Here is a 16,193-nt window from a genome sequence, read left to right on the forward strand (position 1 = left end):
GGAATAAGCACGCAGCGAGGAGCAAGGTTCCTGGGCGAAGCCGGGTAGCTCAGAACGAGTACGCCAGCTCAATCTCCGCCTTCAGCGCCGCAATCCGCCGTTCGGCTTCCCTCGCCGTCAGGTTCTTCTCGAACAGCTTTGGCTGATAGGCCTCGGCGCTGAGCGTCCGGAGCGTCGCCAATTGGCGCGGCGTCATCGGCGCGTCGACCTGGTCCGGAAGGCGGGGCATCGGGAACTCCAAGATTCTTTGATCCGGAGCGGACTCTTAACTTGAAATTTGTTCTTTGTTTGTTCTTATAGGGTTCAACCGCAAGGTGGCCCATGGACAACAAGTTGAACGAAATTCGCAGAAAAATCAGGCTCTTGCGGACGGAGATGCTGAGCGCGGAGGACGATATCCGCAAACAGGTCAACCGGGACGAAGACTGCTCGGAAGCGGCCGTTCACCTGATGTCCATGCGAGTCACCATGCTCGGCCTGATCAGCGAGCGGAATCGGCTCGGCGGAGAGGAGCGCCTGCTCAATGTCGATGAGCGGTTGAAGCTGGATGTCCGCGCCGTCAGCAGGAGGCCTTCGAACGGGACGGTCGACCGCCGTGAGCGATGATGCGATTGAAGTGATGCGCCGGCAGATTGCCGAGCTGGACAAGCTCGCGCGTCAGCTCGATCAATCCGGTCTCGACAATGCGCGGGCGCAGCTCCTGCTCTCGCGCAAGCGGGCGGAGCTGGAAAACTTCATCAACAGTGGCCGGCGATGTCAGCACCGCTCAGATGGTACGACCACAACGCGGATAGTCCGCCGTGGCTGAAAGCCCTGGCGGAAGTCCGGATCCGAGCGACGCGGGAGGGCTGGTGCCACGCCCACCTCCAGGCTCGTCGTTGCGATCGATCAATACGCCGAGGCAGCGCTGGGCAATCGGGATTACTTCCTCAACACAAGCCGCATAGTATCGGCCGCAGCAATAATAACGGACGGCAAGATCCCGGATATCGCTACGCTCATCCGGGCTACGCGCTGATGAGACGGCTTTCACGCCAGACTAGTTCTGCTTCGCGTTATCCGCGGCCTCAGGCGCCGGCTGTCGTGGTCCGCCGGTAAACCTTTCGATCACCGAACGCACCGCATCGCGTGTCTTGCGGTCCTTTACCGCGTCGAGCAAGGGCGCAGCGCCCGGCGAGCGGCGGATCAGGCTTTCCGGATCGGGGAACACCAGCGGATCGTCCCACGGGCCCTGCACGACGAAGGGCAGTTCAAAACCCTTGTCGCCGCCGGCGGCCGCCGGCGTCAGGCTGGCGACGCCCTTGAGATCGTATTCGCGTGACGGCACCGAGGCGGTGCCGGTCAGCGACAGCCGTGTCGTCGGGCCGTCGACGCGAAGATCCTCGACGGTAGCGATGCCGTCATTGAACCGAACGGAAACGTTGAGATTGTCGTAAGGCGTCGAGCCGCTGCGCAGATTGCCGCCGCCGGAGAGCGGTCGCCGCTCCAGCCGCTTCAGGAGCTGCTCGACGTTGAAGCCCGCGATCGCGCCGTCGTGGCCGGTGAGGGTCGCGGTGCCGTCGAGCGAGGAGGCGAGGCCGAACGGGCTCGAGCCGGATGCCGTCAGCGAGAGGCCGAGATTGCCGCGGCCGGACAGTTTGGTGATGCCGAACAATTCGTTGGCGCAGGTCTGCAGGTCAACATCGGTAAACTGGAGTTGCGCCTTGACGTCGGCGACCGCATCGGAGCGTGCGATCCCGAGCGAGCCCTTGGCGATGCCGCCATACATCTGCGCTTCGCCGATCGAGAGCGCCAGCGCGCCGCCGCGCAAATTGGCGCCGAACGCGGTGCGGCCGAGCTTGGTCGGGCCGACCGTCACGCGCGCCGCCGACAGGCGCATGTCGAGATCGGTGGCGGAGAGCGAGGAGAGGTCGAACAATTGCCGGTTCCAGTCGCGCGCGCCGCTCGCGAGCAGGCGGACGGTCGAAATGTAAGGCGTGAAATCCAGATTGCCTGCCGCCAGCGTCGCTTGCAGCGTCTGGCGGCCATTATTGGCGACCGTCATCACGCCCTCGGCGGCGTTGCCGTCGAGTTCGACATTCACGTTGGTCAAGGCCACCGAGGCGCCGACGACATTGGCGCGGGCCTTCAGCGTGAAACGGCCGAACCCGCCGCTGCCGGGCACCGGCTGTCCCATCCAGCGCAGGGCGTTGCGCAGCGACAGGCTGTCGACCGAGACCGTGCCCTCCATCATCAGGCTGGTGCGGTTGGCGACAAAGCCGTCGAAGCCGAGCTTGAGCGGCGCGCTGACCAGCCGCGCCTTCAGGCCGGAGCGGTCGCCGGACAGCATCGCGACGAAGTCGCTGGCGGAGATCGAGCCGTCGACGCGTTCGCCGCGAAAGTCGAATTGCCCGGTCGCCGCGAACGAGCGCGAGATCGACGGCCAGGCCAGCGAGAGGTCGATGTCGCCGAGCTGTTCCTTGACGTTGTTGGTGGCGTCCTCGTATTTCAGCACGCCGTCCTGAATTCGGATTTCGGAGAACGACACTTGGTTCTCCGCGCCGGGCTTCATCGTGCGTGCGATGCGTTCGACGAACGGCGTCCAGTTGCTCTCGCCGCCGGCTTCCCTGACGACGCGGATGTGCGGCCGCAACATCATGACGTCGGCGATCTCGAACCGGCGCAGCAACAGCGGCAGCAGGCGCAGGTTTGCCGTCAGCACGTCGACCTGCAACGCGGGGTCGGTGGTGCCGCCGCCCTTTAGTCCGACATTGTGAAAGGAGACGTAGCTGCCCGGAAATACCGACACGTCGATCGCGCCCGACACGACCAGATCGAGCCCGGTAACCGCGCGGATCTGCGCCTCGACCGCCTGGCGCAGCGCATCTCGGTTGAGGAACCAGGACGTGCTGATCAGGCCGACCATTGCCGCGGCGAACAGCGCCGCGACCGGCATCCCGAGGCGCTTCATTCCTTGGGCCATCGTCAATGACATATCCGGATCTGGTTAAACCGAAGTCGGGTTACTGTCTCTAGGGTCTTACTGATTAAGGGGCGCTGATCGGGGCCAGGCGCCGCAACGGTCAGCCCGTGCCAACCCCCACAACTTGAAGGGTTTTCTTGACGCTTTCAAGGCCGAGATGGCGCAGGATAGGCGGTTCGGCGGCATAATCCCCGCATCATTGACGCACCGCGAAGAATTCGCCTAATAATCCGGATAATGCCGGCTTTCGGCCGATCCCTCCATCAGGTCAGATTTCCATGAACAAGGTTTATCCCGACGCCAAATCGGCACTCGATGGCGTTCTCAAGGACGGCATGATGATCATGTCCGGCGGCTTCGGTCTGTGCGGCATCGCCGAGACCCTGTCGGACGCGATCCGCGATTCCGGCGTCAAGGGTTTAACGGTCGTTTCCAACAATGCGGGCGTCGACGGCATCGGCCTCTCCAGGCTGCTGGAAACGCGGCAGATCAAAAAGATGATCTCGTCCTATGTCGGCGAGAACAAGCTGTTCGCGCAGCAATACCTCGCCGGCGAACTGGAACTCGAATTCAACCCGCAGGGCACGCTGGCCGAGCGCATCCGCGCCGGCGGCGCTGGTATTCCGGCCTTCTATACCAAGACCGGCGTCGGCACGCTGATCGCCGAAGGCAAGGAAGTGAAGGAATTCGATGGCGAGAAATACATCATGGAGCGCGGCCTGTTCGCCGATCTCGCGATCGTCCACGCCTGGAAGGGCGACACTGCCGGTAACCTGATCTACCGCAAGACCGCGCGCAACTTTAACCCGATGATGGCGACCGCCGCGAAGATCACGGTGGCCGAGGTAGAGGAGCTGGTTCCGGCCGGCGAACTCAATCCCGACCACATCCATACGCCCGGCATTTTCGTCAAGCGCATCATCGAGGTCGGCACCGGGAAGAAGCGGATCGAGTTCCGCAACACTCGCCCGCGGCCCAGCGCATGATCCGGAAAAGTGGCGACCGGTTTTCCGAAAAGATCATGCGCAAACTAAAGAGCATTTGAGGAGCTCCCCATGGCCTGGACCCGTGAACAGATGGCCGCGCGCGCCGCGAAAGAGTTGCGCGATGGCTATTACGTCAACCTCGGCATCGGCATTCCGACGCTGGTCTCGAACTACATTCCCGACGGCATCGACGTGAACCTGCAGAGCGAGAACGGCATGCTCGGCATGGGCCCGTTTCCGTACGAGGGCGAGGAAGACGCCGACCTCATCAACGCCGGCAAGCAGACGGTAAGCGAACTGCCGTCGACCAGTTATTTCTCCTCCGCCGATTCCTTCGGCATGGTGCGGGGAGGGCATATCGATCTGTCGATCCTCGGCGCGATGCAGGTGGCCCAGAACGGCGATCTCGCCAACTGGATGATCCCCGGCAAGATGGTGAAGGGCATGGGCGGCGCGATGGATCTCGTCGCCGGCGTCAAGCGCGTCGTCGTGGTCATGGAGCACTCCGCCAAGGACGGTCCGAAACTTCTGAAGACCTGCAACCTGCCGCTGACCGGCGAGCGCGTAGTCGACATGGTGGTGACGGATCTCGCCGTCTTCACCATCGACAAGCACGGCAAGGACGGCATGGCCCTGATCGAGCTCGCCGACGGCGTCACGCTGGACGAGGTCAAGGCCAAAACCGAAGCCGAGTTCCGCGTCGCGCTGAAGAACGCCTGACGCGATGGCGGCGGGGCGGTCGCAACCTGCGATCCGTCCCGCGCGCAACGACGACGCCAGCTTCGTTGGCCGCAACATCCTGGCCTCGCAGCGCGGCCCGCTGCCGCGCGGCTGGTTCGACATCGCGCTCGGCTGGGATGAGCCGCAATGCCTGTCGTTCGTCGAACGAATTGCCACGGCGCAACGGCCGTCATGGTGGCACGTCTCGCAGTTCATCATCGCCGAGGTCGAAGGAAAGCCGGCGGCCTCGCTGTGCGCCTTGCCTGCCTCCGGCATTGGCCTGGCCGCGAAAGCGGCGATTGAAACGGCGGCGACCGAGAGCGGGCTGACCGCGTCAGATGTGGCTGCGATCTTCCAGCGCGGCGCCTACACCAGGAATTGCTGGGTACAGGGCGGCGACGGCGACTGGCTGATCGAACATGTCGCGGCGCTGCCCGAGTATCGCGGACGCGGGCTGGTGCAGGCGCTGATCGATCATGCACTCGTTGCCGGAAGGGACGCAGGCTTCGCGCGGGCGTCGATCTCGTTTCTGATCGGCAACGAGGCAGCCGAGCGATGTTATGCCAAGGCCGGCTTTGCATTCGCCGAGGAGAAGCGCGATCCGGCGTTCGAAAGGCTCACCGGTTCGCCGGGCTTTCGCCGGTTTGTGCGGACGATCGCGTAGGGTGGGCAAAGGCGTGTAGCGCCGTGCCCACCATCGATCCGCAATCATCATCCTGAATGGTGGGCACGCTTCGCTTTGCCCACCCTACACACTGCTTACGCCGGCCCGGCCGGCACATCCGAAAACCGCGTCAGCCATGCCACCGGGCCGATGCTGGCGGCGACGATCAACAACGCGGCGAGTGCGCCTTCCTCAAAACTGCCGCGGCTGGCGTACTGGTAGATCGAGGTCGCCAGCGTGTCGACGTTGAGCGGCCGCAGCAGCAGCGTCGCCGGCAATTCCTTCAGGCAATCCACGAACACCACGATGACGGCGCCGAGCATGGCGGGGCGGAGCAGCGGCAGGTGGATCAGCCGCATCGTCGTGGTCTGGCCGGCGCCGACCGCGCGTGCGCTGTCGTCATAGTCGCGCGGAATCCGTTCGAACCCCGCCTTGATGAACCCGGTCGGCACCGCCAGAAACCGGATCACATAGGCGATGATGACGGCAGCGCCCGAGCCGACAATGATCAGTCCTGGCAGCGATCGTCCAAGCCACCCGGCGAGCGTGTTGATCGTGTTGTCGATGGCAAGCACCGGTGCGAGCAGGCCGAGCGCCAGCACCAGCCCCGGCAGCGTGTAGCCTAGTTGCGCGATGTTCATCGCGACGAAGCGCAGCGCCGTCGATCGCCAGCGCCACGCCAGAATCGTGGCAAGGCCGAGCAGCAGCGCCGTCAGCGTGGCGAGGCTTGCAAACGCAACCGAGTTGAAGGCGTCGCGCCACAATGCCAGGTCGAAATTCGCGAGCAGCCCGCGCTTGAAGCTCTGATGCGCGAGATAAAGGAACGGCACCAGAAATCCGAGGAAGACCGGCAGCAGGCAGGCCGCCAACGCACAGGTGCCCTTGATGCCGGTGAGCTTCGTCCGCTGCGTCAGCCTCGGGCTTTCAGCGGAAAATTCCGTCGTGACGTTGCGCCGTCCGTAACGCTCGATCGCGATGAGCCCGGCCACGATCGCCAGCATGAAGCAGGACAGTTGCGCGGCGCCGGCGAGGCTGCCGCGGTTGAGCCAGGTCGTGAACACCGACACGGTGAGCGTACGGACGCCGAGATACTCGCTGGCGCCGATGTCGTTCAGCGTTTCCAGCGACACCAGCGCTGTGCCGACCGCCAGCGCGGGACGCGCCATCGGCAGCGAAATGCGCCAGAAGGTGGTCCAGCGGCCGGCGCCCAGCGTCTTTGCGGCTTCTGCAAACTCTGCGCTCTGGAACTGGAACATCGTGCGCGCCGACAGATAGACGTAAGGGTAGAGCACCAGCGCGATCACGATGATGGCGCCGGGCAGCGAGCGCAGATTGGGCAGCATGCGCACGGTATCCGGCAGCGGCAGCCAGAGCGCAAGCGTCTTGTGAATCAGGCCCAGCGGCTCGAACAGGTCGACGTAAACGTAAGCGGCGAGATAGGTCGGGATCGCCAGCGGCAACGGCAGCAGCCATAGCAGCATCTGCCGACCGCGGAATTCATGCAGTGATACCGTCCACGCCGTGCCGGTGCCGATCGCAAGCGACAAGGCGGCGACGCCGCCGAGCAGCAGCGTGGTGTCGAGGAGGGTAGCCGGCAGCACGTAGTCAATGAGATGCCGCCAGAGGTCCGGTGCCGGCTGCAGCGCAAGGACAATGATGGAAATGACGGGAGCTGCGACCAGGACAGCGGTTGCGACCGCGATGGATGCGGCGATGCGTCCGGCGTGAGTCGGCCGGTTCACGCCGGCTCACATCGGGAAGAAGCCGGAAACCCATGCAGCATTATGCCCTCTCCCGGGGAGGGAGAGGGCATGTTGGCAGAAATGCTTTGGCGACCTGGTGCGATCAATTATCGAACCCGACCTTGTCGACCAGCGTTGAGGCCGCCTTGCGGTTGGCGACGATCTTGGCGATCGGCGTCGGATCGGCGGTGAGCTTGCCGTAGCCCGCGATCGTCGGGTTGACGGCGACGCCGGCGCGGATCGGGTATTCGTAGTTGGCGTCGGCGTAGATCTGCTGCGCCTTGTCGCCGGCCAGCCATTCGATCAGTTTCACTCCGTTGGCCTTGTTGGGCGCGTTCTTCGCCAGGATGACGCCGGAAAGATTGACGTGGGTGCCGCCGCCTTCGAACGTCGGCAGGATCACCTTGGTGGCTTCCGCCCACGGTTTCTTCTCGGGATCGTTGTTCATCATCAGCGCCCAATAATAGGTGTTGCCGATGCCGATATCGCACTTGCCGGCCGCGACGTCGCGCGCCGCTTCGCGGTCGCCGCCCGACGGCTTCTGCGCCAGATTGGCCTTCACGCCCTTCAGCCATTCCTCGGCCTTGGCCTCGCCGTGCTTGGCCACATAGGCCGCGAACAGGCCGTTGTTGTAGATGTGCTGGCCCGAACGGATGCAGATCTTGCCCTTCCACTTCGGGTCGGCAAGCTCTTCATAGGTGATCTTGTCCTGCTTGACGCGGTCCTTCGAGGCGTAGATCACGCGTGCGCGCATCGAAATGCCGGCCCACTGGCCGTCCGGATCGCGATATTGCGCCGGCACGATCTCGTCGATCACCACCGACTTGATCGGCTGGGTAACGCCGGCCTGAACGGCGTCGTCGAGGCGGCCGAGATCGACCGTGAGCAGCACGTCGGCCGGGCTGTTGGCGCCCTCGGCCTTCATCCGCTGCTCGAGACCCGAGCTTGCCGAGACCACGTTGACCTTGATGCCGGTGTCCTTGGTGAAGGCATCGAACAACGGCTGGATCAGCTTGGTTTCGCGATAGGTGTAGACGTTGACCTCGCCGTCGGCGGACGCCGTCGAGGCTCCGAATGCGGTGAAACAGAGCAACGCTGCGGTTGCGGCAGTAGCGCGAAAATTCGTCATGAGGGTTGCCCGACAATGCTGGTGGAGATGCCGGTTTCAGTAGCGCAGCGGCCACGACGGCGTCAGCGACGGTATGTCGCGAACGGCTTTGTTTAGAGCGATTCCAGTTTTTGATTTAGAGTGATTCCAAAGTATCGGATGCCGTTGTGAGGCGTGCCGCCGGCCAAATGGCTCTGGCATTCTTCATGCTTGGAATCGAGAGGCGCCGGTACCACAGTGCTTGATGGCGCTACAAGTCGGGTCAGGTGGAGCAAAATCGATGCAGGCGGTTCTGGACTATTGCACCGGAGGAACGAAGCGCGCCGTGCCGGCGGGCACGCTCGTGCTCCAGGAGGGCAGCAGGACCGGACACCTGTTCGTGCTGCTGGAAGGACGGCTGGAGGTCATCAAGGGCGATAGCGTCGTCGCCGTTCTGACCGAGCCGGGGGCGCTGCTGGGCGAAATGTCGGTCCTGCTCGAGCAGCCCCACACCGCCACCGTGCGCGCCGCCGCCGATTCCATCGTCTACGAATTCGACGACGCTGCAGCCTTCCTGCGCGACCAGCCGGCGGTGGCGCTGTTGATCGCGCGCCTGCTGGCGCAACGCCTCAACGTCGCCAATACCTATCTGGCGGACCTGATGCATCAATACGCCGGTCAGGGTAACCATCTCTCGATGGTCGGCGAGCTTCTGCAGAGCATGATCAACCTGCCGCCGTCGCAGGTCTCGCCTGGCTCGGATCGGCAATCCGACCCAAGGATCTGAGCCACGCTGGAACGATCGTGACCGGCGCGGCCGGCCGCTGCAGCGGCGCCTTGAGATCGATGCAGTGCGCCTCGCCCGCCGGCAGCCAGAACGCCGTGCCCACATCGAGATCGAGCACGATATAGACCGGCGGACGACCCGGCTGCAGCCCCGCGTTGAACACCCAGGTTGGGCCAAGCCGGTCGAACCACGAACCATCCGAAATGAACGGCGACTGATGCACGTGGCCCGAGATCACCATCGACGGCTGGTACTGCGCGATCCATTGCACCAGTTCGACGTCGCCGAAGAACCGCTTGCCGCCCCAACTCGTCGGCGAGTTCGCCGGCGGCGCATGATGCACCCAGATCCAGCGTGGCGCTCGCTCGGCCGCGGCGTCGCGTAGCTGGGTTTCGATGCGGCCCTTGACCAGCGGCCCGTCCCACCACGGACACACCGTAAACAGCGTGTCGCCCACGGTTAGGCTGTCGCCATCGCAGGCGATGCCGAGTTCACGGACGTCGCCGACCCAGCGCGCGATCTTTTCGCCCTCGGCGCTGCGTTCGTCGAGGTCGTGATTGCCCGAGCAGAGGATGACGCGCGTCGTTTGCGACAGCAGCGACAGGTATTTTTTCACCACCAGAATCTGCGCGCGGAAATCGACGAACGATCCGATGTCGAGCGCGTCGCCGGCAAAAATGACGACGTCGAATTCAGTAGCTGCTGCGAGCAGCCAGTCGAACTGCGGCAGCGAATAATGCAAGTCGGCAACGACAAGGCATCGCATAATGATCAAATCCAAAAATGCCCAGGAAACGGTCAATCCGTAAGCGGATTGCATTCAGGCAGACTGGATTCGAGCAAGAATTATGCCGCTAGTCCTCGCTCGCCTTGAATCGGTTCATCCCCTTCAGCACGAACGGCGCCAATAGCGCGATCAGCGCGATGCCGAGCAGCGTTGCCGACATCGGGCTCTGCAGCAGCACCAGGGGATCGCCGAGGCTGATCGCCAGCGCCCGGCGTAGCTGGCTTTCGGCGATCGGGCCGAGGATGAGGCCTACGACGACGGGCGCGATCGGAAAATCGTACCGGCGCATCAGAAAGCCCAGCACGCCAAAACCTGCCAGCATCGACAGTTCGACCACCGACGGTTTTGCGGCGATAGTGCCCATGGTCGCGAACACGAGGATGCCGGCGTACAGCCACGGCTGCGGAATCGCTAGCAGCCGCACCCATAAGCCCACCAGCGGCAGGTTGAGAACCAGCAGCATGACGTTGGCGATGAAGAGGCTGGCGATCAGGCCCCACACGAGATCGGGCCGTTCAGCGAACAGCAGCGGCCCCGGATTCAGGCCGTATTGCTGAAAGCCTGCCAGCATCATCGCAGCCGTGGCCGAGGTCGGAAGGCCCAGCGTCAGCAACGGCACGAGCGTGCCGGCGGCGGAGGCGTTGTTGGCGGCTTCCGGCCCCGCGACGCCTTCGATCGCGCCCTTGCCGAATTCCTCCGGATGTTTCGTCAGCCGCTTCTCGGTGGAGTAGGACAGGAATGTCGGGATCTCCGCGCCGCCGGCCGGCAGCGCGCCGATCGGGAAGCCGAACATCGTCCCGCGCAGCCACGCTTTCCATGACCGCTTCCAGTCTTCCATCGTCATCCACAGCGAGCCGCGCACCGGCTCGATCTTCTCCTCGGCATGATGGCGGCGCGAGGCGACGTAGAGCGCTTCGCCGACGGCGAACAGGCCGACCGCCAGCGTTGTCACCTCCACGCCGTCGAGCAGTTCGGGAATGCCGAACGCAAGCCGCGCCTGTCCCGTGAGCTTGTCGATGCCGATCAGGCCGAGCGTCAATCCGATGAACAGGCTGGTCAGCCCGCGGATCGGAGAATCGCCGAAGGTCGCCGACACCGTCACGAAGGCCACGCACATCAGCGCGAAATAATCTTCAGGCCCGAACTTCACCGCGAAATCGACCAGCAACGGCGCGAGAAAGGCCAGGCCAATGGTGGCGAGTGTGCCCGCGACGAACGAGCCGATCGCCGCCGTCGCCAGCGCCGGACCGCCGCGGCCGGCTTTGGCCATCTTGTTGCCCTCGAGTGCGGTCGCCATCGATGCGCTCTCGCCCGGCGTGTTGATCAGGATCGCGGTGGTCGATCCGCCATACATGCCGCCGTAATAGATGCCGGCGAACATGATCAGCGAGCCGCCGGGATCGAGCTTGTAGGTGACCGGCAGCAGCAATGCGACGGTAAGCGCCGGGCCGATGCCGGGCAGCACGCCGACCGCAGTGCCGAGAAACACGCCGATCAGCGCATAGAGCAGGTTCATCGGCTGGACGGCGACGGCCATGCCATGCGCGAGGGCGACGAAGGTTTCCATTACAGCAGTCTTTCCAGGGGGCCGGCAGGGAGGCTCAACGTCAGCAGCCGATCGAAGGCGAGGTAGATCAGGGTGGTCATCACGAGGGCGATGATGAGATCGGCGAGCAGTGCGCGCCGTCCGAACGCTGCCGAAGTGGTGACGAACAGCGCCGATGTCGCCAGGATGAAGCCGCCGCCGAAGCCGATGATGGCGATCAGCAGCGCAAGTCCGCCGAGGATCAGCAGCACGGGCTTGAAATCGGCGCTCTCGCGCGGTGGCAGGTTGCCGCGTAAGCCGTCGATCAGGTTGCCGATCGCAAGCAGGCCGAGCCCGACTGCGACGACGATCGGCATCGCCTCGGGCCCCATGCCGTACATCGTGGTGGCAGGCAGTTGCCGTGCGTCCAGTACCAGCACCACGGCAAGCACCGCGAGAACAGCGGCAACGACCAGACCCGCAGGATCGACGCGCCGCGCCGCCGGCTCCTGCGGAAGATCGCTGGAAGGGGTGTCCGTCATGATTTGACGAGGCCGACCGATTTCAGCACGTCGGTCACGCGCGCCGTTTCCTTCTTCAGGAAATCCGCGAACGCATCGCCGGAAAGATAGGCGTCATCCCAGCCCTTCTGCTTGAGGATGTCCTTCCAGGCGTCCGACTTGACCATCTTCTCCACCGCCTCGCTCAGGACCTTGCGCTGCTCCGGCGTGATGCCGGGAGGCGCGACCACCGATCGCCAGTTGGCGATCACGAGGTCGATGCCCTGTTCCTTGAACGTCGGTATATCGAGGCCGGCGATGCGCTTCTCCGACGTGACGCCGAGTGCGCGCAGCTTGCCTGACTTGATCTGGCCTTCGTACTCGCTTAGGCCCGAAATGCCGGCGGTGACCTTGCCGCCGAGAATCGCCGCCAGCGACTCGCCGCCGCCGGAGAATGGGATGTAGTTGATCTTCTTGGCGTCGGCCCCGATCGTGCCCGCAAACAGCGCCGCCATCACATGGTCGACGCCGCCGGTCGAGCCGCCGGCGAAGGTCACCTTGGCGATGTCGGCCTTCACGGCAGCGGCGAGATCCTGCGCCGTCTTGAGCGGCGAATTCGCCGGCACCACGATCACCTGGATCTCCTCGGTGAGGCGCGCGATCGGCGTCACCTGCTCGAGCGTCACCGGCGATTTGTTCATGGCGAGCGCACCGACCATGACGAAGCCGTTCACCATCATCTGGTTGCCGTCGCCCTTGGCGCCGTTGACGAACTGCGCGATGCCGACGCTGCCGCCGGCGCCTGCCACGTTGGTGACCTGAATGCTGCGGGCGATCTTGGCGGCGACCAGCGCCTGCTGCATCGCGCGCGCGGTCTGATCCCATCCGCCGCCGGGGGCTGCGGGCGCCATGATCTTGAGCTCGAGCTGCTGCGAGAGGGCAGGGGCTGCGGCTGCAAGGGTCAACGCGACGACCGCGCCGAACAGGCGCGTATGGAACGGGATCATGGGGGTTCCTCCAGGCTCAAGCCGAGCCGTTGTGTGTCAATTCGCCGCATATCAGCCGGAAACGCCGCCGCTGTCCAGAAGGACCTTTGCGTCGAGCGAACCGGGCACCAGGGATTTCGCTAGGGCTCTGAGGCGCGTGCGTTTTTGGCCTTTGGCACTTGCCTTGAACGAAGCGAAGCGCCAATTGCTCGGCACGTTCGAAGGGGTGTCGTGCTTTGCTTGGCCTTGGCCAGGGCGCCTGAGTAGACGCAATGACGAAGTTGGCCAGGGCCTTGGGGTCGAATGCCGGCGATGATTGAGGGGAAATAGATGCAGGACAACGTCCAATCCGGTCGAGAATCGAAGCGAAGCAGCGGCCGCAAGATGCGGCTGTTCTCCGCCGCCCTGAGCATGTTCGGCGCCAAGGTTCAGATTGCCGCGCACGAGAAGGGCATCGATGTCGAGCTGGTCATGGTCCCCTTCACCCAGAAGGAGGGCTATGCGCCCAAGCATCCGGAAGTCCTGCGCATCAATCCGAAGCGCCAGGTCCCGGTGCTGATCGACGGTGACCTCGAGATTTTCGATTCCACCCAGATCTTCGAGTATCTCGAAGACATCAAGCCGGATCCTGCGCTGTGGCCCGCCAGTCCGGCAGCGCGAGCCCGGGCTCGCCGGCTCGAGCATGAATCGGACGAGGTCTATTTCCCGCATATCATCAAACTGATGCCGCTCTGGAAAACGCCCGACGATCCCGCCGGCAAGCCCGCGCGCGAGGCCGCTGCCGCTTTTTATCGAACGATGGAGCGCGCGCTTGGCGACCGCGAGTTTCTCGCCGGCGAATATTCCTTTGCCGATATCGCGTTCTATATGGCGCAGCTGTTCGGCGCCCGCATGGGGGCCGACATGACCAGTGAGACGCCAAATCTTCTGCAATGGCGCCAGCGCATGACGGCAAGGCCGGCCGTCATCAAGGTCGTCGCACCGATGGCCGATTATCTGCGCAGCGACGGCCGCAGCGTTCCAGCGTTTCTCTCGCCGATCGCGTGATCGACGCTACGCCCGCGCCACCGCGTGCGGAAACACGATCTCGATCAGCGTGCCGGAGCGGCCGCCAGTCTTGATCTGGAATTTGGCGCGGTTGGCTTCGACGAGGGCCTTGGTCAGCGACAGGCTGAAGGCCGAACTCTCGGCCTGATCCGACGGCGCCCGGGTGCGGAACGGCTCCAGCGCGGCGGCGACCTCGTTGTCGTTGAGGCCGTGGCCGGTGTCGCGGACCCGCAGCATCACCTCGCCGAAATCGGACAGCGCGGTGGAGACGATGACCTGGCCGCCGGCATTGGCGAGATGGATCGAGTTGCCGATCAGGTTCAGCGTGATCTGGCGCAACGCGCGTGCGTCCGCGATCACGGGTGGCAGCGTGTGCGCCAGCGAGGTGCGGATAATGATGCGCTCGCGGTTGGCCTGCGGCTGCATTACGGCGACACAGCTCTCGACCAGCTCGTTGAGGTTCTGGTTGGTGAAGGCGAGATCGAGCTTGCCGGTTTCGATCCGCGACAGGTCGAGCAGGTCGTTGACGATGGCGATCACGCGTTCGCCGGAGGCGCGGATGTCCTTCATGTATTCGAGGTAGCGCTCGTTGCCGAGCGCGCCGAAACGCTCGCCGATCATCACTTCGGAAAAGCCGATGATGGCGTTCAGGGGCGTGCGCACCTCGTGGCTGATACGGGCCAGCACGTCGGCCTTGGCGTTGGCAGCGCGTTCGGCCAGCCGCCGCGCCTCGCGCAATTCGTTTTCGGTCTTTTTGGCTTGCGACAGGTCGCGAAACACCGCGAAGAAATTCGGGCCGTCGGCGCGGGTGCGGCCCATGGTCATCGACAGCGGAATGATGCCGCCCTTGCTTTCGCGGCCCAGCACCTCGCGGCCATGTTCGAGCAGGCTTTCGACGCCGGAAGCCTTGATGACGGCGAGGTATTCGAACACGCCGTGCCGGCTTTCCGGCGCAAATAGATCGGCGAGATTGCACTGCGCGAGTTCATCGCCGTCACGGCCGAACAGCGCTTCGGCGCTTCGGTTGACGGCGTTGATGTTGCCTTCGGCATCGAACATCACGATGCCTTCGGCTGTTGTGTCGAGGATGGCCGCGAGTTCTTCGGCATTGGCGTGGCCGACGGCCGAGGGCTGGGACACGTCAGGCTCAGCTGCCGGCTCGGCTTGCGAAATGGCGGCGGCCACCGCCGCGGCTTCGTGGCGCGTGCCCGAGAAGATCAGGGCGAGCGCGGAATCGCCGTCCCATGAAATCGTGTAGAGGCGCGCCTCGGCGGCCGATGACGGCGCATCCGCGTCTGCCGGCACGCTTGCGGAAATCGTCACCGGTCTGCCGGTGTCCGATGTCGATGATACATTCGACGCGCCGGGCTCGACATAGAGCGCGTCGAGGCCGCCGGCTTCTTCCAGCGCATGCAGGTTCGAATAACCCATCTGCGTCAGGAAGGCGGGGTTGGCATAGAGCAGCCGGTCGAGCCGGTAGATCAGGATGCCGACCGGCAGCAAATCGAGCAGCGCCTTGCCGCGCGCGGCCTCGCCATGCGCGGGCGGCTCCGGTTGCGCCAGCCATTCCGGCGTCTCGCTGGCGGCGTCGCTCATGGGCGATGTTGCCGGTGGTTCGAAGATGGGGGCGCCGGCGGGGTCCGGCGTCGCCTCGTTGCCGTTCTCGGGTTCGAGCCGCGCCGACAATTGCCGCGCCAGTTCGTCGAAGGCGCTGTTTTCAACCGGCGTCAGCCCGAGCGTCTTGGCCTCGCCGGGCGCGCGGAACAACAGCACATTCGCGGCATCCACCGGCAATTCGGCTGCGGCTTCGGTCGGGGTGTCCTGCACGGCTTCCTTGAAAGTTTCCTTGGAACATTCCACGGGCGTTTCCAGATCTTTTTGATGTGAAGTCTCGGCAGCAATCGGCTCAGGCAATTCGTCTGACGAAGGCGATGCCGCGGCGGCCGGTTCTGAAGGTGGCGCGGCGGGCGCTTCCTGCGGCGGCGTCGCTTCGCCTGATAACTCCGAAAGGCGCAGCGCGGCGAGCCGGGCCAGCGCGTCGAAATCGCGGCAGACGCCGAAGCCGCGATAGCCGACGAAATTCCGTGCGTCATCGAAGATCGGCAGGCCGGACAATTCGATCGGCAGCGTGCCACCGCCATCCACCGGCCAGTTCAGCGTGATGCCGCTCCAGGTGGCGCCGGTCGCAAACGCCTGCACGATCCGGCCGGCAGGATCGAATCCGAAGGTCTCGGCGATCTCGCGCCATGGCCGGCCGAAGGCGGCCGTCGTGCGCGGGCCCATCAGGCCCGTAAACTCATCGGTGCCGAGCGTGAAGCGGCCGTCCCGATCCATCTGCCACGTGAAGCGCAGCGGCAGGCGTCGCGGCTGCGGCGCCGGCTGGCCGGCGAGCGTCTGGAT

Annotated in this window: 16 protein-coding genes; 7 read left to right on the plus strand and 9 right to left on the minus strand. The window is 64.5% G+C overall.

Features of this window, described 5'->3' with window-relative positions:
- Positions 1 to 49: 49 nt before the first annotated feature.
- Positions 50 to 229, minus strand: coding sequence for a DUF3072 domain-containing protein (locus tag CQ12_RS28175; RefSeq protein WP_245310202.1), 180 nt, complete (start codon positions 227 to 229; stop codon positions 50 to 52).
- 146 nt (positions 230 to 375) lie between these two features.
- Here CQ12_RS28175 and CQ12_RS28180 point away from each other — a divergent pair, with 146 nt between their 5' ends.
- Positions 376 to 606 (plus strand): hypothetical protein, encoded by a 231-nt coding sequence (locus CQ12_RS28180; RefSeq protein WP_157088544.1) that lies wholly within the window; start codon positions 376 to 378, stop codon positions 604 to 606.
- Entirely contained in the window at positions 596 to 808 is a 213-nt protein-coding gene (locus tag CQ12_RS44290) for a hypothetical protein (protein ID WP_157088545.1), read from the plus strand. Before CQ12_RS28180 ends, CQ12_RS44290 begins: the two co-directional genes overlap by 11 nt.
- Positions 809 to 1,039: 231 nt before the next feature.
- Here the strand turns inward: CQ12_RS44290 and CQ12_RS28190 are convergent, their stop codons facing one another.
- Entirely contained in the window at positions 1,040 to 2,962 is a 1,923-nt protein-coding gene (locus tag CQ12_RS28190; RefSeq protein WP_057838556.1) for an AsmA family protein, read from the minus strand.
- A 278-nt stretch (positions 2,963 to 3,240) separates the two neighbouring features.
- On the opposite strand from CQ12_RS28190, the gene CQ12_RS28195 reads away from it, so the two are divergent.
- The 3 genes from CQ12_RS28195 (at position 3,241) to CQ12_RS28205 (ending at position 5,332) form a co-directional block, all read left to right on the plus strand.
- A complete protein-coding gene (locus tag CQ12_RS28195; RefSeq protein WP_057838557.1) occupies positions 3,241 to 3,948 on the plus strand; it encodes a CoA transferase subunit A in 708 nt (235 codons plus the stop codon).
- Positions 3,949 to 4,017: 69 nt separating this feature from the next.
- Positions 4,018 to 4,668, plus strand: a complete 651-nt coding sequence (locus tag CQ12_RS28200) for a 3-oxoacid CoA-transferase subunit B (RefSeq protein WP_057838558.1) — start codon at positions 4,018 to 4,020, stop codon at positions 4,666 to 4,668.
- Positions 4,669 to 4,672: 4 nt separating this feature from the next.
- Positions 4,673 to 5,332: a GNAT family N-acetyltransferase gene (locus tag CQ12_RS28205; protein WP_057838559.1), complete on the plus strand. Its 660-nt coding sequence runs from the start codon at positions 4,673 to 4,675 to the stop codon at positions 5,330 to 5,332.
- Between the two features lie 95 nt (positions 5,333 to 5,427).
- Here the strand turns inward: CQ12_RS28205 and CQ12_RS28210 are convergent, their stop codons facing one another.
- Both CQ12_RS28210 and CQ12_RS28215 read right to left on the minus strand, forming a co-directional pair.
- Positions 5,428 to 7,074: an ABC transporter permease gene (locus CQ12_RS28210; RefSeq protein ID WP_057838560.1), complete on the minus strand. Its 1,647-nt coding sequence runs from the start codon at positions 7,072 to 7,074 to the stop codon at positions 5,428 to 5,430.
- A gap of 103 nt (positions 7,075 to 7,177) precedes the next feature.
- Positions 7,178 to 8,203 (minus strand): Fe(3+) ABC transporter substrate-binding protein, encoded by a 1,026-nt coding sequence (locus CQ12_RS28215; RefSeq protein WP_057838561.1) that lies wholly within the window; start codon positions 8,201 to 8,203, stop codon positions 7,178 to 7,180.
- Between the two features lie 259 nt (positions 8,204 to 8,462).
- Here CQ12_RS28215 and CQ12_RS28220 point away from each other — a divergent pair, with 259 nt between their 5' ends.
- Positions 8,463 to 8,948, plus strand: coding sequence for a Crp/Fnr family transcriptional regulator (locus tag CQ12_RS28220; RefSeq protein ID WP_057838562.1), 486 nt, complete (start codon positions 8,463 to 8,465; stop codon positions 8,946 to 8,948).
- Here the strand turns inward: CQ12_RS28220 and CQ12_RS28225 are convergent.
- The 4 genes from CQ12_RS28225 to CQ12_RS28240 all read right to left on the minus strand — a co-directional run bounded on the left by CQ12_RS28225 (position 8,887) and on the right by CQ12_RS28240 (position 12,767).
- On the minus strand, positions 8,887 to 9,714 hold the full coding sequence (locus CQ12_RS28225) for a metallophosphoesterase family protein (RefSeq protein ID WP_057838570.1): 828 nt from the start codon (positions 9,712 to 9,714) through the stop codon (positions 8,887 to 8,889). The two genes, CQ12_RS28220 and CQ12_RS28225, sit on opposite strands and share 62 nt — an antisense overlap.
- An 88-nt stretch (positions 9,715 to 9,802) precedes the next feature.
- Positions 9,803 to 11,302 carry a tripartite tricarboxylate transporter permease gene (locus CQ12_RS28230; protein ID WP_057838563.1) on the minus strand — a complete coding sequence of 500 codons (1,500 nt, stop codon included), beginning with the start codon at positions 11,300 to 11,302 and terminating at the stop codon, positions 9,803 to 9,805.
- Positions 11,302 to 11,802 (minus strand): tripartite tricarboxylate transporter TctB family protein, encoded by a 501-nt coding sequence (locus tag CQ12_RS28235; RefSeq protein WP_057838564.1) that lies wholly within the window; start codon positions 11,800 to 11,802, stop codon positions 11,302 to 11,304. The genes CQ12_RS28230 and CQ12_RS28235 overlap by 1 nt, the downstream gene beginning before the upstream one ends.
- A complete protein-coding gene (locus tag CQ12_RS28240; RefSeq protein WP_057838565.1) occupies positions 11,799 to 12,767 on the minus strand; it encodes a Bug family tripartite tricarboxylate transporter substrate binding protein in 969 nt (322 codons plus the stop codon). Before CQ12_RS28240 ends, CQ12_RS28235 begins: the two co-directional genes overlap by 4 nt.
- 309 nt (positions 12,768 to 13,076) lie before the next feature.
- On the opposite strand from CQ12_RS28240, the gene CQ12_RS28245 reads away from it, so the two are divergent.
- A complete protein-coding gene (locus CQ12_RS28245) occupies positions 13,077 to 13,793 on the plus strand; it encodes a glutathione S-transferase family protein (RefSeq protein WP_198164276.1) in 717 nt (238 codons plus the stop codon).
- Between the two features lie 6 nt (positions 13,794 to 13,799).
- Here the strand turns inward: CQ12_RS28245 and CQ12_RS28250 are convergent.
- A partial coding sequence (locus CQ12_RS28250; protein WP_157088546.1) for a PAS domain S-box protein occupies positions 13,800 to 16,193 on the minus strand: 2,394 nt, incomplete at its 5' end.

Source organism: Bradyrhizobium jicamae (genome assembly GCF_001440395.1).
Taxonomy (GTDB): Bacteria; Pseudomonadota; Alphaproteobacteria; order Rhizobiales; family Xanthobacteraceae; genus Bradyrhizobium; species Bradyrhizobium jicamae.